Raw genomic sequence first — 19571 nt, 5'->3', positions numbered from 1 at the left:
ACGCCGGCCATCACGCCGCAGCCGAGCAGCCCGGCGGCGGTGGCCGGCGTCTGGGGGTCGACCGGAGTGCACTGCCCGGAGTGCACCAGCGTCTTCTCGGCGAACGCGCCGATGCCCAGCGCCGGGGTCAGCTCGGTGCCGTCGGTGAGCGTCATCTTCTGCGCGGCGTTGTGGGTGTTGAAGCAGTACTGCAGCTCGCCCCTGAGGCAGGCGCGGCACTGCCCGCAGACCGCCCGCCAGTTGAGGACCACGAAGTCCCCCACCGCGACGTTGCTGACCCCCTCGCCGACCGCGGTGACGGTGCCGGCGGCCTCGTGGCCGAGCAGGAACGGGTACTCGTCGGTGATGCCACCCTCGCGGTAGTGCAGATCGGTGTGGCACACCCCGCACGCCTGGATGTCGACCACCGCCTCCCCGGGACCGGGGTCGGGGACGACGATCGTCTCGACGGTCACCGGGGCACCCTTGCTGCGGGCGACGACGCCCTTCACCTCGTAGGCCATGGTCAGAGCCTATTCCGGCAGGTGCGACCGCGACCCGGCGTCCCGCACGCGCCGTCCAGGCACCCGGTTGACAACGATCGGGTTGCGAACAGTCATGACTCGACCGTCCGGTTCGCGGCACGTGCAGGGGCGACGTAGCGTTCCCGCGGGTCCGTGACGTCTGGCACGGACCCTTTCCGGCGGGGGATCCCCCGACCGATGTCCTCCGGAGGTCCGTCCCGTGGCAGTACCGAGTTTCCTGGCCCGAGATCGCATCGTGGCCCGCCCCGGCTTCAACCGCTGGTTGATCCCGCCGGCAGCGCTCGCCGTGCACCTGTGCATCGGCCAGGCGTACGCGACGAGTGTCTACAAGACCGCGCTCGTCGAGCACTTCGACACGAGCCTGACCGCGATCGGGATCATCTTCTCGATCGCGATCGTCATGCTCGGCGTCTCCGCCGCCCTGTTCGGCACCTGGGTGGACCGCAACGGTCCCCGGGCGGCGATGTTCACCTCCGCCGTCTTCTGGGTCGCCGGCTTCCTGGTCGGCGGCGTCGGCATCGAGACCGGCCAGCTGTGGCTGCTCTACCTCGGCTATGGCGTCCTCGGCGGCATCGGCCTGGGCATCGGCTACATCTCGCCGGTCTCCACGCTGATCAAGTGGTTCCCGGACCGCCCCGGCCTGGCGACCGGCATGGCGATCATGGGCTTCGGTGGCGGTGCGCTCATCGCCTCGCCGCTGTCGCGCCAGCTGATGAACTACTACGACCCGGCCTACGACGGCACCGCGGGCACCGTGCCCAACGGCGAGGCCGTCGCGGCGCTGTTCTTCACGCTGGCCGCGGTCTACCTGGTCTTCATGATGTTCGGCGCCTTCATCGTCCGGGTGCCGGCCGACGGCTGGAGGCCCACCGGCTTCGACCCGTCCTCGGTCAAGAAGAAGGCCCTGGTCACCACCGAGAACGTCTCGGCGAACAACGCCATCAAGACGCCGCAGTTCTGGCTGCTGTGGACGGTGCTCTTCTGCAACGTCACCGCGGGCATCGGCATCCTCGAGCAAGCCGCGCCGATGATCCAGGACTTCTTCCGCAACGGGGAGACCTCCACGGTCGCCGCCGCCACCGCCGCCGGCTTCGTCGGCCTGCTCTCGCTGTTCAACATGGGCGGCCGGTTCGTGTGGTCCTCGACCTCGGACTTCATCGGGCGCAAGCCGATCTACATGGTCTACCTGGGCGTCGGCATGGTCCTGTACGTCATCCTGGCCACCCTCGGCAGCACGGCGACCTGGATCTTCGTGCTGACCGCCGCCATCATCATCAGCTTCTACGGCGGCGGCTTCTCGACCGTACCGGCCTATCTGCGCGACCTGTTCGGCACCTACCAGGTGGGAGCCATCCACGGCCGGCTGCTGACCGCGTGGTCGGCCGCCGGTGTGGCCGGGCCGCTGATCATCAACGGCGTCCTGGACACCCAGGGCACCCCCGGCCAGCTGGTCGCGGCGAACTACCGCCCGGCGCTGTTCATCATGGTCGGCCTGCTGGCGATCGGCTTCATCGCCAACCTGCTGATCAAGCCGGTGGCCGCCAAGTGGCACGAGTCCACGGCCACCACCCCCGCCACCGCCCGCGCCAACCCGGAACGGAGCGCCGCCCGATGAGCCACCCCGTCACCGATGACCGGCAGTCCACGCACACCCCGGTGGGCCTGATCGCCTTCGCCTGGACCCTGGTGGGCGTCCCGCTCGCCTACGGGCTCTACAACACCGTCAAGGCCGCCAGCGCCCTGTTCGGGGGCTGAGCCCACCAGCACACCGCGCCCCGGTCGCTCTCGTAGCGGCCGGGGCGCGGTGCTGTTCCGACCGTGGTCATCTCAGCGGGGACAACGGCAGGTGAGCGGACAGATCGGCGCGGTTGCCGCTGGCGCTGACCCGGCCCTCCGCCACCGCGTCGTCCCAGCGGAGCTCCCCGGTCGCCAGCCGCAGCCACGTGGCGGCGTCGGTCTCCACGACGTTGGGCGGCGTCCCGCGGGTGTGCCGCGGCCCGGGCACCAGCTGGACGGCGACGTGCGGTGGCACCCGCAGCTCGACCGACCGGCCGGGCACCTGCTGGGCCAGCCAGCGCGCCGTCGTCTTCACCGCGGCGCCGAGCACCGCCCGCGGGGGCTGCTCGGCCTCCCCTGCCAGCCAGGCCCGCACCGGGTCGACGGCGGAGCGCAGCTCCCCGGCCGGGATCGGCTGGACCGGCATCAGCTGGTCGGGACGGTCCCCGCCGGAACGCTGCCCACGGTCGCCTCCGGGGTGCCGAACAGGGCCGGCAGCGTCGCGCCCCAGGCGGCCCGCAGCCCGGCCAGCGGCAGCTCCGCCACGCCCTCGACGGCCAGCACTGCGTCCGGACCGCCGCCGCCCGTCGTCCCCAGCTCGGTGACCAGCACGCCGGCCCACTCGGCGGTGGCCCGCACCGCCTCCGGGTCGGTCGTGGTGACCACGGCGCGTGCGGTCGACTCGCTGAACAGGGCGGTGAACGGGTCGCCGTCCAGGCGCAGCCGGGCGCCGACGCCGTGGCGCAGCGCCGACTCGGCCAGCGCCTGCGCCAGGCCGCCGTCGGCCAGGTCGTGCGCCGAGGTGACCAGGCCCTCGCGTCCCAGCGCGGCCAGCACCTGACCCAGCGACCGCTCGGCCTCGAGGTCGACCGCCGGCGGGCGGCCGCCGAGGTGGCCGTGCACGACCGAGGCCCACGCGGAGCCGCCGAACTCCGGCCGGGTGACGCCGAGCAGCAGCACCGTCTCCCCCGCCGTCCGCCAGCCGGTGGACACCCGGGTCCGGACGTCCTCGTGCACGCCCAGCACGCCGATGACCGGCGTCGGGTTGATCGCGACGTCGCCGGTCTGGTTGTAGAGGCTGACGTTGCCGCCGGTGACCGGCAGGCCGAGGTCGCGGCAGGCGTCGGCCAGGCCGCGGACGGCCTCGGCGAACTGCCACATGACCTCGGGCTCCTCCGGGGAGCCGAAGTTGAGGCAGTTGGTGACCGCCAGCGGCCGGGCGCCGCTCACCGCCACGTTGCGGTACGCCTCGGCGAGGTTGAGCTGCGTGCCGGTGTAGGGGTCCAGGCGGGCGTAGCGGCCGTTGCCGTCGAGGGACAGCGCGATGCCGCGGGAGGTCTCCTCGTCGATGCGCACGACGCCGGCGTCGTCGGGCCCTGCTGCCACGGTGTTGCCGCGGACGTAGCGGTCGTACTGCTCGGTGACCCAGGTCTTGTCCGCGCCGTCCGGGCTGCTGAGGACGGCCAGCCAGTGCGCGGCCAGCTCCTCCGGCGTCGTCGGGCGGGGCAGCGCGGCCGGGTCGTCGGCCTGCAGGTCGTCGAGGTCGGCCGGGCGCCGCATCGGCCGGTCGTAGACCGGGCCCTCGTGGGCGACCGTGCGCGGCGGGACGTCGACGATGCGCTCGCCGTGCCAGTCGACGGTGAGCCGGTCGCCGTCGGTCACCTCCCCGATGACGGTGGCCAGCACGTCCCACCTGCGGCACACGGCGAGGAAGGCGTCGACCTTGTCGGGCTCGACGATGGCGCACATGCGCTCCTGCGACTCGCTCATCAGGATCTCGGCCGGGGTGAGCGTGGAGTCGCGCAGCGGGACGGTGTCCAGGTCGATGTGCATGCCGCCGGTGCCGGCGCTGGCCAGCTCGCTGGTCGCGCAGGACAGGCCGGCGCCGCCGAGGTCCTGGATGCCGGTGACGAGGTCGGCGGCGAAGATCTCCAGGCAGGCCTCGATGAGCAGCTTCTCGGTGAACGGGTCGCCGACCTGCACGCTGGGCCGCTTGGCCGGGCCCTCGGCCTCGAAGGTCTCGCTCGCCAGCACCGAGACACCGCCGATGCCGTCGCCGCCGGTGCGAGCGCCGAACAGGATCACCCTGTTGCCGACACCCTCGGCCTTGGCCAGCCGGACGTCCTCGTGCTTCATCACGCCGACGCACAGCGCGTTGACCAGCGGGTTGCCCGCGTAGCAGGCGTCGAAGAGCAGCTCGCCGCCGATGTTGGGCAGGCCCAGGCAGTTGCCGTAGCCGCCGACGCCGGCGACGACGCCGGGCAGCACGCGGGCGGTGTCGGGGGCGTCGGCCCGGCCGAAGCGCAGGCTGTCCATGACGGCGACCGGGCGGGCGCCCATGGTGAGGATGTCCCGCACGATGCCGCCGACCCCGGTGGCCGCGCCCTGGTAGGGCTCGACGTAGCTGGGGTGGTTGTGCGACTCGACCTTGAAGGTGACCGCGTAGCCGTCGCCCACGTCGACGACGCCGGCGTTCTCGCCGATGCCGACCAGCAGCGCCGCGCTGCGGGGCAGGTCGCCGAAGCGGCGCAGGTGCACCTTGCTGGACTTGTAGGAGCAGTGCTCGCTCCACATGACCGAGTACATGGCCAGCTCGGCGGTGGTCGGCCGGCGGCCGAGGATGTCGCGGATGCGGGCGTACTCGTCGGATTTCAGGCCCAGCTCGGCGTACGGCTGCTCGTCATCGGGGGTGCTCGCCGCCAGCTCGACGGTGTCGAGCCGGTTCTGCAGCCGGCCGGGGCCGGTGTCGAGGTCGCTGAGTCCCTGCGTCATGCGCTGACGACCGCCTTCAGGACGCTGGTGAAGAACCCGAGCCCGTCCGTGCTCGGGCCCGTGAGGTCCTCGACGGCGTGCTCGGGGTGCGGCATCAGCCCGACGACCCGGCCGTTCTCGCTGGTGACGCCGGCGATGTCCCGCATCGAGCCGTTCGGGTTGCCCTCCAGGTAGCGGACGGCGACCCGGCCCTCGCCCTCGATGCGGTCGAGGTCGGCCGGCGCGGCCACGTAGCGGCCCTCGCCGTTCTTGACCGGGACGACGATCCGCTGGCCGGCCTCGTAGTCCTGCGTCCACGCGGTGTCGGCGCGCTGGATGCGCAGCGCCTGGTCGCGGTTGCGGAAGTGCAGGTGGCCGTTGCGGGTGAGCGCGCCGGGCAGCAGGCCGGCCTCGCAGAGCACCTGGAAGCCGTTGCAGATCCCGAGCACCGGCATGCCGCTGCGCGCCCGGTCGACGACGTCCTGCACCAGCGGCGCGCGGGCGGCGATGGCGCCGGCCCGCAGGTAGTCGCCGTAGGAGAAGCCACCGGGGAGGACGACGGCGTCGACGTCCTCGAGGTCGTGCGACGCGTGCCAGAGGGCGACGGGCTCGGCACCGGCCAGCCGCACCGCGCGGACGGCGTCGACGTCGTCCAGGGAGCCCGGGAAGGTGATGACACCGATGCGCACGGGGGTCTCCTCAGTCGGTCGGGAGGCGGAGCTCGACGTCCTCGATGACCGGGTTGGCCAGCAGCGTCTCGGCGATCTGCTGCAACTCGGCCCGGTCGGGGGTGCCGTCGACCTCGAGGACGAAGTGCTTGCCCTGGCGCACGCTGCGGACGCCGTCGTGGCCGAGGCGGCCCAGCGCCCCCAGCACCGCCTGCCCCTGGGGGTCGGAGATCTCCGGCTTCAGCACGACGTCGACGACCACCCGAGGCACGCCGACGAGGGTACCGGGGTGACGCGGACCACCGGCCGGAGCGCTGGTGACCCTGGCCCCGCTCCTCCGCTCCCTCCGCTCCTCCGTTCCCGCGAGATCTGCACAGTGGTGCCCTTCCCGGCTCTGATGACAACCACTGCGCAGATCTCACCAACCGACGGCGCGGCGGATCTGGACGACCACTTCGTGCGCCCGCCCCAGGACGTCGGCGGACGTGAACCGCAGCACCGTCCACCCCGCCGCAACGAGGCGGTTCTGCCGGCGCAGGTCGTTGACGAACACGTCGCGCTCGCGGTGGACGTCGCCGTCGAACTCGACGAGCACCTTCTGACCCGGCCAGGCGAGATCGGCTCGGCCGAGGAACTCACCTGCGTCGTCCCGGATGACGTACTGCAACTCCGGCGCGGGCAGGCCGGCCTCGTGGAGGAGCCAGCGCAGCACGGACTCCATCGGAGACTCGGCACGCGGGTCCGCCACGGGCAGGACCGCACGAGCTCGCGCCGAGCCGCGGCCGGCCGGCCGGCGGGTCAGCTGCGTCCCGAGGTCCGGACGGCCACACCAGCGGGCCAGCAGTTGATCGGTGACGGCGAGGAGCGCAGCCGGTTCCAGCACCGTGGCCAGGTCACGCCACGTCCGCTCCGGCGTGGTGACCGGAACACCGTCCCGGGTGGTCACGTCGCTCTCGTGCAGCGGCGTGCGGTGGACGACCCGGTCGCGGCGCCCGCGGACGGCCGACCCCGTGGCGACGGTCAGGTGGACCCGCGGATCCTCTCGTTGCAGCGGGATCGCCACATCCCACAGGCCGGCAGCCGTAGCGTGGCTGATCACCGCTCGATCCGGCGCGGTGAGCAGGACGGCCTCGACCCTGGCGCTGAGGACACCGGCCACAGCACGTGGCAGGTAGGTGTCGCGGGACAGGCGGACCACGTCACGGTGACGCAGCTGGGAGCCCGTGACGCCTGCCGCCCGTGCGGTCGCTCGAGTCGCTGGGCCGGTCAGGTGGGAGCGGGTACGGCGAGCGGGCACCGCGGCACCCTGTCCGACACCCGGGCTGCCTCGCTCACGCTGTCCACAGCCTGCCGCGAGATCTGCACAGTGGCGCCCTTCACGGCGCTGATGGCGACCGGTGTGCAGATCTCGCGGGAGGTCAGGTGGTGGACAGCAGGGACCAGACGGCGTCGGGGGCCTCCCAGCCCGAACGCCAGCGGGTCGAGCGCTGCCGTGAACCCGCCGTCCACCTCGCGGACGCCTGCGGCGGCCACCTCGGAGGACGGGTCCACGAGCCCGGTCAGCCCGGCCAGCCTCAGGTGGCGGTCGGCGGCCTCCGCGGCGGTCGGGAACACCTGCGGCGGTCGGGTGGCCATCGACCGGGCCCGGGCCTTCTCGTCCGCCGTCCAGTCGATCTTGACCCCCACGGCGACGACCCGCTCCACCTCCACGCCAAACCAGCCGCCGGCGAGCACCGCGCCGACCACGCCGCCGAACGAGTGCCCGAGCACGGTGACCCGCGCCGCTCCGGACTCGGCCACCAGCGAGGCCACGTCGGCCGCGTGCACCGCGTACCCGTACGGCGGCTCCGCGGTCGACCGGCCGTGACCGCGCAGGTCCGGCACCCGCCCACGACCCGGGCCAGGAGCGCTCGACCAGCGGGAGCAGTCGGTCCCACACCGCGCCCGTGGCGCCGAGGCCGTGCAGCAGCACCAGCAGGGAGTCCCCGGAGCCGCCGGTCCGGTACGAGATGCCGGAGCGCGTCGCTGCCACGTCAGCGGAAGGGAGTGCCGGTCAGGCGCTCGTAGGCGGTCACGTAGCGCTCACGGGTCGCCGCCACCACGTCGGCGGGCAGCTCCGGCGGCGGGGAGACGCGGTCCCACCCGGACGACGTCAGCCAGTCGCGGACGTACTGCTTGTCGTACGAGGGCTGGACGCCGCCGGGCGACCACAGCGTGGCCGGCCAGAAGCGCGAGGAGTCCGGCGTGAGCAGCTCATCGCCGAGGACCAGCGCGGAGTCCGCGAGCCCGAACTCCACCTTGGTGTCGGCCAGCACGATCCCGGCGTCCAGGGCGACCTCCGCGCCGCGCCGGTACAGCGCCAGCGTGAGCTCGCGCAGCTGCTCGGCCCGCTCGGACCCGACCGCGGCGACCACCGCCGCGAAGTCGATCGCCTCGTCGTGCTCGCCCTGCTCGGCCTTGGTGGACGGCGTGAACACCGGCTCGGGCAGCCGCGAACCCTCGACCAGGCCGGCCGGCAGCGGGACGTCGCGGATGGAGCCGGTGCGCTGGTATTCGACCGTGCCGGAGCCGGAGAGGTAGCCGCGGGCCACGCACTCGACCGGCAGCATCTCCAGGCGGCGCACGAGCATCGCCCGCCCGGCGACCTCCGCCGGCACGTCGGACGCCGAGACGAGGTGGTGCGAGGCCCCGAACGACGACAGCACCGGCGCGAGCTGGTCGAACCACCACACCGACAGCTGGGTGAGCACCCGCCCCTTGTCGGGGATCGGCGTGGGCAGCACGTGGTCGTAGGCCGAGATCCGGTCGGAGGCGACGAGCAGCAGCCGGTCGTCGCCGGCGTCGTAGACCTCGCGGACCTTGCCCCGGGCGACGAGCGGGAGGGTGAGGCTCACGACGTCACCGGTCCGCTCCCGCCCGGCGGAGCCGGCACGACGACGGAGCCGCTCACGACAGCGCGGCCAGCCGGTCGAACAGCGGACCGAGGTTGGTCACGTAGCGCTCGGGCCGGCAGATCTCGTCCAGCCGCGCCTCGTCCAGCGCCACGCCCGCATCGGCGGCGCGCTTGCGCAGCGTCTCGCGGAACGGCGTCCCGCTGTTCCACGTCTCCATCGCCGCGGTCTGGACGAGGGCATAGGCGCCCTCCCGCGAGGCCCCGCCCTCGACCAGCTCCAGCAGCACCGACGAGGTGTAGATCAGCCCGCCGGTCGACTCCAGGTTGGCCCGCATCCGGTCGGCGTCGACCACCAGGCTCTCCACCAGCCCGGTGGTCAGGTGCAGCAGGTAGTCGGTGGTGATCGCGGCGTCGGGCAGGAACACCCGCTCGGTCGAGGAGTGCGAGATGTCGCGCTCGTGCCAGAGCGGGATGCCCTCCATCACCGGGACGACGGCGGCGCGGACGACCCGGGCCAGCCCGGCGATGCGCTCGGAGCGGATCGGGTTCTTCTTGTGCGGCATCGCGCTCGAGCCCTTCTGGCCCGAGCCGAACGCCTCCGAGAGCTCCCGCACCTCGGTGCGCTGACCGTGCCGCACCTCCAGGGCCACCGTCTCGCAGACGGTCGCGATGATCGCCAGGGCGGCGACCCACTCGCTGACCGAGTCGCGCAGCACCACCTGGGTGGAGGCGTCGGCGGGCCGCAGGTCCAGCGCCTCGGCGACGGCGACCTCGACCGACGGGTCGATCAGCGAGTACGTGCCCACGGCGCCGGAGATGGCGACGACGCCGACCCGCTCGCGCGCGGCCCGCAGCCGGTCCCGCGAGCGGGCGGCGGCGAAGGCGATGTCGGCGACCCGGTGGCCCCACACGTCGGGCTCGGCGTGCACGCCGTGTGTGCGGCCGACCCTGATCGTGTCGCGGTGCGCCAGCCCGTGGTCGCGCAGCACCGCCACCAGCCGGTCGAGCCGGGCCAGCAGCAGGTCGGTGGCCTCGGTCAGCTGCACGGCGAGCGCGGTGTCCAGCAGGTCCGACGACGTCATGCCGTGGTGCACGTAGGCGGCGGCCGACCGCGGCTCGGTGTTGTCGGCCCACGCGGTGAGGAAGGCGATGACGTCGTGCTGCGTCGTCTCCTCGATCTCCGCGACCCGCTCGGGCGTGGGCGGCGGCGCGTCGCGCACGGGTGGCACCACCTCGGCGGGCACCCGCCCGGCCGCGGCGTGCGCTTCGAGGACGAGGGTCTCGACCCGGCACCACAGCTCGTACTTGTGCTGGTCGCTCCAGACCCGACCCATCTCGGGCAGGGTGTACCGCTCGATCACGTGTCAGCCCTCATCGGTTCGTCGCACCACGTCGCCAGTCTCCCGCAGGCGGGATGCTGTCGGTGACGGCCCCTACTGCTCGCCGGAGGAAACGATGCTGCGACGAGCCACCCACCTCGCGACACGTGCTCGCGAGCGGATCCGCGCCGCCCGCGAGCACGACCCGCACGCCTGGCCGCACCGGTCCTACCCGCACGACGACGAGCACGAGGACGACGACCTCCACGACGGCCGGCTCCACGACGGTCAGCTCCGCGACGACACGGACGACGCCGACGCGGGCCGGCCTCCCCTCGGCAGTCCCGAGCCGGGTGCGCCCGACCTCGACGGCCCGCTCGGACCCGGCGGCGTCAGCGGGCCGCCGGCCGGCGGACAGCCGCGCCGGGGGGCGGCCGACCGCCGCCGCGCCGCGCGGGGACCCGGCGCTCCCGAGGAGGAGGTGCCCCGCGGCCTGCGGGTGGCCGCGGCCTGGTCGTGGCGGCTCATCGTCGTCCTCGCCGGGCTGTACCTGCTGCTCTGGGCGGCCGCCTACGTGGCCGTGGTCGTCGTCCCGGTGATCGTCGCGCTGCTGCTGGCCGCGCTGCTGCAGCCCGGCGCCGCGGCGCTGGTCCGCCACGGCTGGCCCCCGGTCCTCGCCGCCCTCACGATGCTCGTGGTCGGGCTCGGCACCGTCTCGGGGATCATCACGCTGGTCGTCCAGCAGGTCGTCACCGGCTTCGGCGACCTCGCCGAGCAGGCCGGCCAGGGCGTGGAGCAGGTGCGCGACCTGGTCGTGCGCACCTTCCCCGTCACCCGGACGCAGCTGGAGACCGCCGTCGAGCAGCTCCAGCAGACGCTGGTCGACAACGAGGACGTGCTGGCCTCCGGCGCGCTCACGACCGCCGTGACGGTCGGTGAGGTCGCCACCGGCATCCTGCTGGCGCTGTTCACCCTGTTCTTCTTCCTCAAGGACGGCCGCTCCATCTGGCTGTGGCTGGTCGGCCTGTTCCCGCGGGGCTCCCGTGCGTTCGTCGACGAGGCCGCCCGCCGCTCGTGGCGCACCCTCATCTCCTACGTGCGCGCCACGGCCGCCGTGGCCATGGTCGACGCGGTCGGCATCGGCATCGGGCTGGCGGTGCTCGGCGTCCCGCTGGTCATCCCGCTGGCCGCACTGGTGTTCCTGGGCGCGTTCATCCCGATCATCGGGTCGTTCCTCGCCGGCACCGTGGCCGTGCTCGTCGCGCTGGTCTCCCAGGGACCGATCGCCGCGCTGATCGCGCTGGCCATCGTGGTCGCGGTCATGCAGCTGGAGGGGCACGTCCTGCAGCCGCTGCTGCTGGGCCGGGCGGTGCGGGTGCACCCGCTCGCCGTCGTCCTGGCGATCGCCGCGGGCCTGCTCGTCGCCGGCATCTTCGGCGCGCTCATCGCCGTCCCCACGGTGGCCTGCGCCAACGTGGCCGGCACCTACCTGTCGCGGCGGTACGACGGCCCGCGGCCACCCGAGCCGCGCCGGGATCGCGCCCGGCCGGCGGTCAGCACGCGGTGATGCGGCCCTCGACCGCGGCCAGCGCGATGTCGGTGCGCCAGTGGGCGCCGGCCAGCCGGACCCCGGCCACCCGCTCGTAGGCCCGCCGCCGGGCTGCGGCCAGGTCCTCCCCCACGGCGGTCACGGCCAGCACCCGCCCGCCGGAGGAGCGCACCGTCCCCTCCGCGTCGACGGTGGTGCCGGCGTGCAGCACCCCCTCGGCGTCGGCGCCGGTGACCGGGTCGCCGGTGCGCGGCCGCTCGGGGTAGCCGGGGGCCGCGACGACGACGGTGACCGCGGCCCCGTCGCGCCAGCGCAGCGGCGGGTGGCCGGCCAGCGTGCCGGTGGCCGCGGCGTGCAGCAGGCCGGCCAGCGGGGTCTCCAGCAGCGGCAGCACCACCTGCGTCTCCGGGTCGCCGAAGCGGGCGTTGAACTCCACCACCCGGATCCCGCGCGAGGTCAGCGCCAGGCCGGCGTAGAGCAGCCCGGAGAACGGCTCGCCGCGGCGGGCCATCTCGTCGACCGTCGGCTGCAGCACGGTGACCAGCACGTCGTCGACCAGCCCGGGCGGCGCCCAGGGCAGCGGCGCGTAGGCGCCCATCCCGCCGGTGTTGGGCCCCCCGTCACCGTCGTCGCGGCGCTTGGCGTCCTGCGCGGGCAGCAGCGGCAGCACCGTCGTCCCGTCGGTGACGGCGAACAGCGACACCTCGGGCCCGTCGAGGTGCTCCTCGACCAGCACGGCCCCGCCGGCGTCCAGCACCCGGTGCCCGTGCGCGACGGCGGCGTCCCGGTCGGTCGTGACGACGACGCCCTTGCCGGCCGCGAGCCCGTCGTCCTTCACCACGTACGGCGGACCAGCCTCGTCCAGCGCGGTCTCCAGCTCGGCCGCGCCGCCCACCGGCCAGGACCGGGCGGTCGGCACCCCGGCCGCGGCCATCACGTGCTTCGCGAAGGACTTGCTGCCCTCGATCTGCGCGGCCTGCTCCGACGGGCCGAAACAGGCGATGCCGGCGTCGCGGACGGCGTCGGCGGCACCGGCGACCAGCGGCACCTCCGGGCCGACGACGACCAGGTCGGCCCGCCAGGACGAGGCCAGCGCGGCGACGGCGACCGGGTCGGCGGCGTGGACGTCGGCCGGTTCGGCGATCGCGCGGGTGCCGGCGTTGCCCGGCGCGCAGGCCAGCGCGGTCACCGCGGGGTCGGAGGACAGAGCGACGCACAGGGCGTGCTCCCGGGCACCGGAGCCGATCACGAGCACGCGCACGGACGGCGACCCTACCGAGCGGGCCTCACCGCGCCCTGTTCGGCTGCGACCGGTACGACCGGTGCAGGGCGCGGACGCGGGCGTGCTCGGCGGCCCGGGCGCGGGCGTCGGAGCGCATCGCCTGACGGTGTGCCTCGGCCTGCAGCTTGCGCAAGGCGGTGTAGCGGGCCGGGTCCAGGCGCCCCTCGTCGATCGCCGCGGCCACGGCGCAGCCGGGCTCGGTGCGGTGCGCGCAGTCGCGGAAGCGGCACCGGGCGGCGAGCTCGGTGACGTCGGCGTAGGCGGTGTCGACGCCCGCGTCGTCGACCAGCCCGAGCTCCCGCATGCCCGGGGTGTCGACGAGCAGGCCGCCGCCGGGCAGCAGGTGCAGCTCCCGCGCCGTGGTGGTGTGCCGGCCGCGGCCGTCGGCCTCGCGCACCCCGCGGGTGGCAGCCACCTCCGTCCCCGCCAGCGCGTTGGCCAGGCTGGACTTGCCCACGCCCGACGGGCCGACCATCGCCGCCGTGCGCCCGGGACCGAGCAGCGCCCGGACGGCGGCCAGCCCCTCCCCCGTCACCGAGCTGACGGCCACGACGTCGACGCCCACGGCGTCCTCCTGCACGGCGAGCAGGGCGGCGGGGACGTCGTCGCACAGGTCGGCCTTGGTGAGGACGACGACCGGCGTCGCCCCGCTGCCCCAGGCGACGGCCAGGTACCGCTCGACCCGGCGCAGGCGCGGCGCCGTGGTGAGCGCGTCGACGACGAGCACCAGGTCGACGTTGGCCGCGACCACCTGCTCGGCCGACGTCCGCCCGGCGAGGACACGGGTGAACGCGGTCCGCCGGGGCAGCACCGCCACCGCCAGCTCGCCGCGCAGCGCCACCCAGTCGCCCACCGTGGGCCCGGGGTCCTCGAGCAGCGCGGCCGCCGGGTGGGCGCGGACCTCGCCGTCAGCGGTGAGCACGGTCAGCCGGCCGCGGTCCACCCGGGCGACGCGGCCGGGCACGCAGCCGGCGGGGATCCCGGCGTCCCGGTCCGGCGACCACCCCAGGAGTGAGAGATCGGTCACGTCGGCATGGTCGCGCGCAGGTCAGCGCGGTGTCCTCCGAATTGTGGGTGACCAGTCGGCGCGCGTTCGCGTCATGGACACCTTGCTCAGGTGTTGTAAAGGGCATGCGCGCGATCGCGTCGCCGGCGACAGTCCCGGCGACCCGCCCTGCCCGTCCCGTGATCGTCGGTCACCGCGGTGCACCGTCGTACCGCCCCGAGCACACCGCTGCCAGCTTCGAGCTGGCCATCGACCTGGGTGCCGACCTCATCGAGCCCGACATCGTCGTCAGCTGCGACGGCGCGCTCGTCGTCCGGCACGAGAACGAGCTCTCCCACTCCACCGACGTCGCCGACCGGCCCGAGTTCGCCGACCGGCGCACCACCCGCGTCGTCGACGGCCGCGAGCGCACCGGCTGGTTCAGCGAGGACTTCACCCTCGCCGAGCTGCGCACGCTGCGCGCCGTCGAGCGGATGCCGGCGCTGCGCCCGCTGAACACCACCTACGACGGCCGGGCCGGGATCCTCACCCTGGCGGAGGTCGTGGCGATCGCCCGCCGCCGCTCCACCGCCGACCGGCAGGTCCGCGTGCTGGCCGAGCTGAAGAAGCCCAGCTGGTTCGGCCACGAGGCCGGCGTCCCGATGACCGAGCTCGTCGCCGCCGAGCTGCGCCGCCTCGGCGCGGCCGGCCCGGACGGCACCGTCGTCGTGCAGTCCTTCGACGCCGCCGCGCTGCGGGAGCTGCGGGCCGACCTCGGGCACCGCGGGCCGACCATGCTGCAGCTGGTGGACGACGCAGGCGAGGACGACTCCCTGGTCACGCCCGCGGGCCTGCGCGAGGTCAGCACCTACGCGCAGGGGATCGCGCCGAGCCGGCACCGGATCCTGCGGCGCGACGCGGACCAGGCGATGACCGGCGTCTCGGACCTCATCGCCCAGGCCCACCGCGCCGGGCTCGCCGTCGTCCCGTGGACGCTGCGCCCGGAGAACGCGTTCCTGCCGCAGCACCTGCGCCGCGGCGAGGCGGTGAGCGGGACCGGCGACATGCAGACCGAGGCCCGGCTGCTGCTGGCCCTGGGCGTCGACGGACTGATCACCGACGCCCCCGACGTCGCTGTCGCAGCGAGGCAGGAGCTCCAGGTCGCCGCCGCAGCCTAGCCGCGTCGCGATGATCAGGTGACCTGATCGCAGCGCGTCCTCCCTCACGTCACACGGTGAGGGAGGACGCTCCATGATCAGGTGACCTGATCATGGCCAGGCACGATCAGCCGATCAGGTCGTGGAGGACGACGTTCTCGTCGCGGCCCGGGCCGACGCCGATGACGCTGATCCGCGCGCCGGACAGCTCCTCCAGGCGCCGGACGTAGGCCTGCGCGGTGGCCGGGAGCTCGTCGAAGGTGCGGCAGTTCCGGATGTCCTCGAACCAGCCCGGCATCTCCTCGTACACCGGTGTGGCGTGGTGGAAGTCGGTCTGCGTCATCGGCATCTCGTCGTGCCGGACGCCGTCGACGTCGTAGGCGACGCAGATCGGCACCGTCTCCAGGCCGGACAGCACGTCGAGCTTGGTGAGGAAGTAGTCGGTGATGCCGTTGACCCGGCTGGCGTAGCGGGCGACGACGGCGTCGAACCAGCCGCAGCGGCGGTCCCGGCCGGTGGTCACGCCGACCTCACCGCCCTGCGTGCGCAGGTACTCGCCGTCGGCGTCGAACAGCTCGGTCGGGAACGGGCCGGAGCCGACGCGCGTCGTGTACGCCTTCAGGATCCCGACCACCCGGTCGATGCGGGTGGGCCCTATGCCCGACCCGGCGGCCGCTCCACCCGCCGTCGGGTTGGACGACGTCACGAACGGATAGGTGCCGTGGTCGACGTCCAGGAGGGTGCCCTGGGAGCCCTCCAGCAGCACCCACTCACCGGCGTCGAGCGCGTTGCCCAGCAGCAGGCGGGTGTCGGCGATCCGGTGCTTGAGCACCTCGGCGTAGCCGGCGTACTCCGCCACGACCTCGTCGACGTCGATCGCCTTGCGGTTGTAGACCTTGACCAGGATCTGGTTCTTCTCCTGCAGGGTGCCCTCAAGCTTCTGCCGGAGGATCGACAGGTCGAGCAGGTCCTGCACCCGGATGCCGGTGCGGGCGACCTTGTCGCCGTAGGCGGGGCCGATCCCGCGGCCGGTGGTGCCGATCTTGCGCTTGCCCAGGAAGCGCTCGGTGACCCGGTCCAGCGCCCGGTGGTGCGGCATGATCAGGTGCGCGTCGGCCGAGATGACCAGCCGCGAGGTGTCCACGCCGCGCTCCTCGAGGCCGGCGAGCTCGCCGATGAGCACCTCGGGGTCGATGACCACGCCGTTGCCGATCACCGGCGTGCACCCGGGCGTGAGGATCCCCGACGGGATGAGGTGCAGCGCGTACTTCTCGCCGTCCGGTGTGATCACCGTGTGCCCGGCGTTGTTGCCACCCTGGTAGCGGACGACGTACGGCACGCGCCCCCCGAGCAGGTCGGTGGCCTTGCCCTTGCCCTCGTCGCCCCACTGGGCGCCGATCAGCACGACTGCCGGCATCTCGCTGTCGTCCCCCTCGGACTCGTCACCGGCGGTCGACCGGCTGGCAGGTGGCAGGGTATCGGCATGCCCCTCGTCGAGTTCGACCTGCGCGGTCTGTCGCCGGGTCAGGCGCCGGACCGCGGGGCCGTCGCACCCGCCGCCGAGGCCGACGCGCTGCTGGTCAGGGGGCCGGTGCCCGCGCTCGCCGGCGTGCTGGCGGCGCTGTGGAAGGCCGGGCGGACGGCGGAGGTCCCCGTCTCCTGGGAGCCCGCCGGCGACGGCGACTCGGGGGCCCTGGCCCGCGCGCTCGGCATCGGCACCGGGGCGGCGCGGGAGCTCGGCCTGGTGCGCGACGACCACGGCGGCGTGCTGCTGCACCACGGCCGCGTCGAGGCGGCCGGGGACGAACGGCGCCGTCCGCTGGCGCGGCGGCTGGGCGCGCAGGCGCACCACGACGCGGTCAAGGTCGCCGACGGGCAGATCACCCGCATCGACGTCCGGCCCGACTGGCGGGCCGTGGACACCCTCGACGTGACCGTTCTGACGCTGCCGTTGCGCCCTGGCCGGCGCACCAGCGGACGAGCCGTGCAGATCGCCTGCGACCCGGCCCGGATCACCCGGGACGGCGTCCCCCACCCGCGGCCGGTCACCCGCTGGACGTGGTACGCCGACGACCGGGTGCGCTGGCGCCTGCAGCCCTGAGAGGGCCCCGTCCAGAGGCTCGCTGCTCGCAGCTTCGCCTCTGGACGGGGCCGCGTTCAGGCGAAGAGGCTGACCCCGCCGGGCCCCACGAGCAGGCCCACGACGATCAGCACGATCCCCCACAGCAGCTGCCTGCGGACGATCGCGACGATGCCGGCGACGACGAGGACGACGGCGAGGATCCAGAGAAGCGTGGCCATGGAGGCACCTCCGGGACGGGCGTCCGGACCGGACGCTGGGGACGGACGGTAACCGATCACGGGTCGCTCCCGCCCGTTCTCCGTCCTCCCATCACCCAGAGTGATGTCAGGCAGCGGGGGGTCCCAGCCGCTCGCGCAGGTCGACGTGCCAGTCGACCTGCACCCGCCGGCCCACGTGCCCGCACGGCCGGACCAGGTCGAAGCGGGTGAGGACGCCGCCGGAGTCGGCCCACAGCAGCGCCAGGTGTCCTGCCGCGGCGCGCGGCCCCTCGGGGTCGAGGGGGAGCCGCAGCTGGCGGCTCGGGTCCTGGCGGTAGAAGGCGCGCAGGCCGTCGGTGGCCGCGGCGGGCAGCTCGCCGTCGTCGGAACGCCAGACCCGGACCACATCGGTGGGGGTGCGCAGGATCAGCCCGCTCATCGGCAGGCCCAGGTTGTCGGTGCCGGTGTCGAGGTCCAGCAGGCGGGCCTGCAGCGGATCGGAGAGCTCGTCGGGACCGGCACCCCACGGCCGGAGCCGCTCCATCGCCTCGCGGCGGACCAGCTGGTGGTCCAGGTGCCGGTCAGCGGTCGGGTTCCACCCGTGGCGGGCGTGGATCGCCGCGCTGACCGCGACGCCGGCCGACAGCGCCTCGTGGACGGCGATCAGCAGGGGACGCAGCCGGCGGGTGACGGTGCCCGGGAAGTGGTCCACGGCTCGAGTGTGCCGGTCGGGCCCGACGATCCAGGGGCGCACTCCGCGGGTGCTCCCCGCGCACTGCCGGCTCTCCTGCACCGGCAGTGCGCGAGGAGCGCCCGCACCGGCTCGTCAGGCGGCCAGCGTGGGATCGCAGTCGCGCAGCAGCTGCCTGCAGCGCTCCTGCTCGTCGGTCTCGCCGATCGCCTCCGCCGCGCGGGCCAGCACCGTCACGCAGCGCAGGAACCCGCGGTTGGGCTCGTGCGACCACGGGACCGGGCCGTGGCCTTTCCAGCCGTTGCGGCGCAGCGCGTCCAGCCCCCGGTGGTAGCCGGTGCGGGCGTAGGCGTAGGCCTCGATGACGTCGGTGAGCACCCGCTCGGACCGGTCGATCGCCGCCTCGGCCAGCGCCGCCCACGCCGCGCTCACCGTCGGGTGGTGCGCGGCGACCTCGGCCGGCGGGTTGCCCGCGGCGAGCTCGGCGTCGGCCTCCGGGTTGCCGGGCAGCAGCGTGGCCGGCGGCTCGCCGAGCAGGTTGTGGTGCGAGTGGGTCACAGCTCCGCCTCGCTGGCGCTCGCCGGACCTGCGGCCCGGGTCGCTCCGTCCATGCGTGCCCTCGCGAGCTCGGTCACGTCAGGCGCCGACCGACTGGCCGGCCGACAGCAGGTCCTCGCACGCCTCGACGACGCGGGCGGCCATGTTGGTCTCGGCGAGCTTCATGTAGGTGCGCGGGTCGTAGGTCTTCTTGTTGCCGACCTCGCCGTCGACCTTCAGCACGCCGTCGTAGTTGGAGAACATGTGCCCGGCGATCGGCCGGGTGAAGGCGTACTGGGTGTCGGTGTCGACGTTCATCTTCACCACGCCGTAGGAGAGCGCCTCGCGGATCTCCTCCTGCGCCGAGCCCGAGCCGCCGTGGAAGACCAGGTTGAACGGCTTGGCGCCGTCCCCGAGGCCGAACTCCTCCGAGACGACGTCCTGGCCCTCCTTGAGGATCTCCGGGCGCAGCTTGACGTTGCCGGGCTTGTACACGCCGTGCACGTTGCCGAAGGTCGCGGCGAGCAGGTAGACGCCCTTCTCGCCCAGACCGAGGCTCTTGGCGGTGGCCACGAAATCGCCCGGCGCGGTGTAGAGCTTGTCGTTGATGTCGTGCGAGACGCCGTCCTCCTCGCCGCCGACGACGCCGATCTCCACCTCGAGCACGATCTTCGCAGCGGCGCACTTCTCGATGAGCTCCGCGGCGATGTGCAGGTTCTCGTCCAGGTCGATGGCCGAGCCGTCCCACATGTGGGACTGGAACAGCGGCGCCTGGCCGGCGTCGACGCGGTCCTTGGACAGGGCGATCAGCGGGCGCACGTAGGCGTCCAGCTTGTCCTTGGGGCAGTGGTCGGTGTGCAGCGCGATGTTGACCGGGTACTTCTCGGCGACGACGTGCGCGAACTCAGCGAGCGCGACGGCGCCGGTGACCATGTCCTTGACCCGGGTGCCCGAGCCGAACTCGGCACCACCGGTGGAGAACTGGATGATGCCGTCGCTGCCGGCGTCGGCGAAGCCGCGCAGCGCGGCGTTCACCGTCTCCGACGAGGTGCAGTTGATCGCCGGGTAGGCGAAGCCGCCCTCCTTGGCCCGGTTGATCATGTCGGCGTAGACCTCGGGGGTCGCGATGGGCATGCGGGGCACTCCTTGCGTCGGTGGC

21 protein-coding genes are annotated in these 19571 nt (G+C 73.9%); 5 read left to right on the top strand and 16 right to left on the bottom strand.

All coding sequences use genetic code 11. The features are described 5' to 3' along the window. On the bottom strand, positions 1 to 503 hold a 503-nt coding region (locus BUB17_RS18350), incomplete at its 3' end, for an alcohol dehydrogenase catalytic domain-containing protein (protein WP_175561411.1). A 220-nt stretch (positions 504 to 723) separates the two neighbouring features. On the opposite strand from BUB17_RS18350, the gene BUB17_RS18345 reads away from it, so the two are divergent. Beyond that, a complete protein-coding gene (locus BUB17_RS18345; protein ID WP_072920127.1) occupies positions 724 to 2139 on the top strand; it encodes an OFA family MFS transporter in 1416 nt (471 codons plus the stop codon). Continuing rightward, entirely contained in the window at positions 2136 to 2279 is a 144-nt protein-coding gene (locus tag BUB17_RS26950; protein ID WP_175561410.1) for an MFS transporter small subunit, read from the top strand. The genes BUB17_RS18345 and BUB17_RS26950 overlap by 4 nt, the downstream gene beginning before the upstream one ends. Positions 2280 to 2346: 67 nt before the next feature. Here the strand turns inward: BUB17_RS26950 and BUB17_RS18340 are convergent, their stop codons facing one another. From BUB17_RS18340 to purB, 8 genes are all read right to left on the bottom strand, one after another. After that, positions 2347 to 2727 carry a sterol carrier family protein gene (locus tag BUB17_RS18340; protein ID WP_072920126.1) on the bottom strand — a complete coding sequence of 127 codons (381 nt, stop codon included), beginning with the start codon at positions 2725 to 2727 and terminating at the stop codon, positions 2347 to 2349. Continuing rightward, positions 2727 to 5072, bottom strand: a complete 2346-nt coding sequence (purL, locus tag BUB17_RS18335) for a phosphoribosylformylglycinamidine synthase subunit PurL (RefSeq protein ID WP_072920125.1) — start codon at positions 5070 to 5072, stop codon at positions 2727 to 2729. The genes BUB17_RS18340 and purL overlap by 1 nt, the downstream gene beginning before the upstream one ends. Further along, entirely contained in the window at positions 5069 to 5740 is a 672-nt protein-coding gene (gene purQ, locus BUB17_RS18330; RefSeq protein WP_072920124.1) for a phosphoribosylformylglycinamidine synthase subunit PurQ, read from the bottom strand. The genes purL and purQ overlap by 4 nt, the downstream gene beginning before the upstream one ends. A 10-nt stretch (positions 5741 to 5750) precedes the next feature. Continuing rightward, positions 5751 to 5990: a phosphoribosylformylglycinamidine synthase subunit PurS gene (purS, locus tag BUB17_RS18325; RefSeq protein ID WP_072920123.1), complete on the bottom strand. Its 240-nt coding sequence runs from the start codon at positions 5988 to 5990 to the stop codon at positions 5751 to 5753. Between the two features lie 147 nt (positions 5991 to 6137). Further along, entirely contained in the window at positions 6138 to 6917 is a 780-nt protein-coding gene (locus tag BUB17_RS18320; protein ID WP_141243084.1) for an endonuclease domain-containing protein, read from the bottom strand. Between the two features lie 68 nt (positions 6918 to 6985). Then, complete coding sequence (locus BUB17_RS18315; RefSeq protein WP_072920121.1) at positions 6986 to 7603, bottom strand: alpha/beta fold hydrolase; 618 nt, start codon at positions 7601 to 7603, stop codon at positions 6986 to 6988. A gap of 149 nt (positions 7604 to 7752) precedes the next feature. Further along, the gene (locus BUB17_RS18310) at positions 7753 to 8613 is read right to left on the bottom strand and encodes a phosphoribosylaminoimidazolesuccinocarboxamide synthase (protein ID WP_072920120.1); all 861 of its coding nucleotides are present in this window, start codon (positions 8611 to 8613) and stop codon (positions 7753 to 7755) included. 52 nt (positions 8614 to 8665) lie between these two features. Then, positions 8666 to 9973 carry an adenylosuccinate lyase gene (purB, locus tag BUB17_RS18305; protein ID WP_072920119.1) on the bottom strand — a complete coding sequence of 436 codons (1308 nt, stop codon included), beginning with the start codon at positions 9971 to 9973 and terminating at the stop codon, positions 8666 to 8668. Between the two features lie 94 nt (positions 9974 to 10067). On the opposite strand from purB, the gene BUB17_RS18300 reads away from it, so the two are divergent. Beyond that, a complete protein-coding gene (locus BUB17_RS18300; protein ID WP_072920118.1) occupies positions 10068 to 11498 on the top strand; it encodes an AI-2E family transporter in 1431 nt (476 codons plus the stop codon). Here the strand turns inward: BUB17_RS18300 and purD are convergent. Continuing rightward, positions 11485 to 12741: a phosphoribosylamine--glycine ligase gene (gene purD, locus BUB17_RS18295; protein ID WP_072920117.1), complete on the bottom strand. Its 1257-nt coding sequence runs from the start codon at positions 12739 to 12741 to the stop codon at positions 11485 to 11487. The genes BUB17_RS18300 and purD overlap by 14 nt on opposite strands. Positions 12742 to 12766: 25 nt before the next feature. Next, complete coding sequence (rsgA, locus tag BUB17_RS18290; RefSeq protein WP_072920116.1) at positions 12767 to 13789, bottom strand: ribosome small subunit-dependent GTPase A; 1023 nt, start codon at positions 13787 to 13789, stop codon at positions 12767 to 12769. A 104-nt stretch (positions 13790 to 13893) separates the two neighbouring features. Here rsgA and BUB17_RS18285 point away from each other — a divergent pair, with 104 nt between their 5' ends. After that, the gene (locus BUB17_RS18285) at positions 13894 to 14925 is read left to right on the top strand and encodes a glycerophosphodiester phosphodiesterase family protein (protein ID WP_072920115.1); all 1032 of its coding nucleotides are present in this window, start codon (positions 13894 to 13896) and stop codon (positions 14923 to 14925) included. A gap of 106 nt (positions 14926 to 15031) precedes the next feature. Here the strand turns inward: BUB17_RS18285 and BUB17_RS18280 are convergent, their stop codons facing one another. After that, complete coding sequence (locus BUB17_RS18280; RefSeq protein ID WP_072920114.1) at positions 15032 to 16321, bottom strand: adenylosuccinate synthase; 1290 nt, start codon at positions 16319 to 16321, stop codon at positions 15032 to 15034. Positions 16322 to 16387: 66 nt separating this feature from the next. On the opposite strand from BUB17_RS18280, the gene BUB17_RS18275 reads away from it, so the two are divergent. Beyond that, positions 16388 to 17005: a hypothetical protein gene (locus tag BUB17_RS18275; RefSeq protein WP_072920113.1), complete on the top strand. Its 618-nt coding sequence runs from the start codon at positions 16388 to 16390 to the stop codon at positions 17003 to 17005. A gap of 56 nt (positions 17006 to 17061) precedes the next feature. Here the strand turns inward: BUB17_RS18275 and BUB17_RS26945 are convergent, their stop codons facing one another. The 4 genes from BUB17_RS26945 to fbaA all read right to left on the bottom strand — a co-directional run bounded on the left by BUB17_RS26945 (position 17062) and on the right by fbaA (position 19546). Next, a complete protein-coding gene (locus BUB17_RS26945) occupies positions 17062 to 17205 on the bottom strand; it encodes a GPGG-motif small membrane protein (RefSeq protein ID WP_175561409.1) in 144 nt (47 codons plus the stop codon). Between the two features lie 106 nt (positions 17206 to 17311). After that, positions 17312 to 17896, bottom strand: a complete 585-nt coding sequence (locus BUB17_RS18270; RefSeq protein WP_072920134.1) for a hypothetical protein — start codon at positions 17894 to 17896, stop codon at positions 17312 to 17314. 114 nt (positions 17897 to 18010) lie between these two features. Continuing rightward, the gene (locus BUB17_RS18265) at positions 18011 to 18433 is read right to left on the bottom strand and encodes a DUF3151 domain-containing protein (RefSeq protein WP_072920112.1); all 423 of its coding nucleotides are present in this window, start codon (positions 18431 to 18433) and stop codon (positions 18011 to 18013) included. A 78-nt stretch (positions 18434 to 18511) separates the two neighbouring features. Next, positions 18512 to 19546, bottom strand: a complete 1035-nt coding sequence (fbaA, locus tag BUB17_RS18260; RefSeq protein WP_072920111.1) for a class II fructose-bisphosphate aldolase — start codon at positions 19544 to 19546, stop codon at positions 18512 to 18514. Between the last annotated feature and the right edge of the window lie 25 nt (positions 19547 to 19571).

The sequence above is a fragment of the Geodermatophilus obscurus genome (genome assembly GCF_900143215.1).
Lineage (GTDB): Bacteria > Actinomycetota > Actinomycetes > Mycobacteriales > Geodermatophilaceae > Geodermatophilus > Geodermatophilus obscurus_A.
The sequence above is the reverse complement of the archived record's forward strand: the minus strand, read 5'-3'. Positions and strand labels throughout refer to the sequence as shown.

What these genes read in the sequence shown, in the direction of transcription:
- BUB17_RS26950 (WP_175561410.1), top strand. Translation starts at nt 2,136, where the DNA reads ATGAGCCACCCCGTCACCGATGACCGGCAGTCCACGCACACCCCGGTG.
- BUB17_RS18340 (WP_072920126.1), bottom strand. Translation starts at nt 2,727, where the DNA reads ATGCCGGTCCAGCCGATCCCGGCCGGGGAGCTGCGCTCCGCCGTCGAC.
- purL (WP_072920125.1), bottom strand. Translation starts at nt 5,072, where the DNA reads ATGACGCAGGGACTCAGCGACCTCGACACCGGCCCCGGCCGGCTGCAG.
- BUB17_RS18300 (WP_072920118.1), top strand. Translation starts at nt 10,068, where the DNA reads ATGCTGCGACGAGCCACCCACCTCGCGACACGTGCTCGCGAGCGGATC.
- BUB17_RS18285 (WP_072920115.1), top strand. Translation starts at nt 13,894, where the DNA reads ATGCGCGCGATCGCGTCGCCGGCGACAGTCCCGGCGACCCGCCCTGCC.
- BUB17_RS18280 (WP_072920114.1), bottom strand. Translation starts at nt 16,321, where the DNA reads ATGCCGGCAGTCGTGCTGATCGGCGCCCAGTGGGGCGACGAGGGCAAG.
- BUB17_RS18275 (WP_072920113.1), top strand. Translation starts at nt 16,388, where the DNA reads ATGCCCCTCGTCGAGTTCGACCTGCGCGGTCTGTCGCCGGGTCAGGCG.
- BUB17_RS26945 (WP_175561409.1), bottom strand. Translation starts at nt 17,205, where the DNA reads ATGGCCACGCTTCTCTGGATCCTCGCCGTCGTCCTCGTCGTCGCCGGC.
- fbaA (WP_072920111.1), bottom strand. Translation starts at nt 19,546, where the DNA reads ATGCCCATCGCGACCCCCGAGGTCTACGCCGACATGATCAACCGGGCC.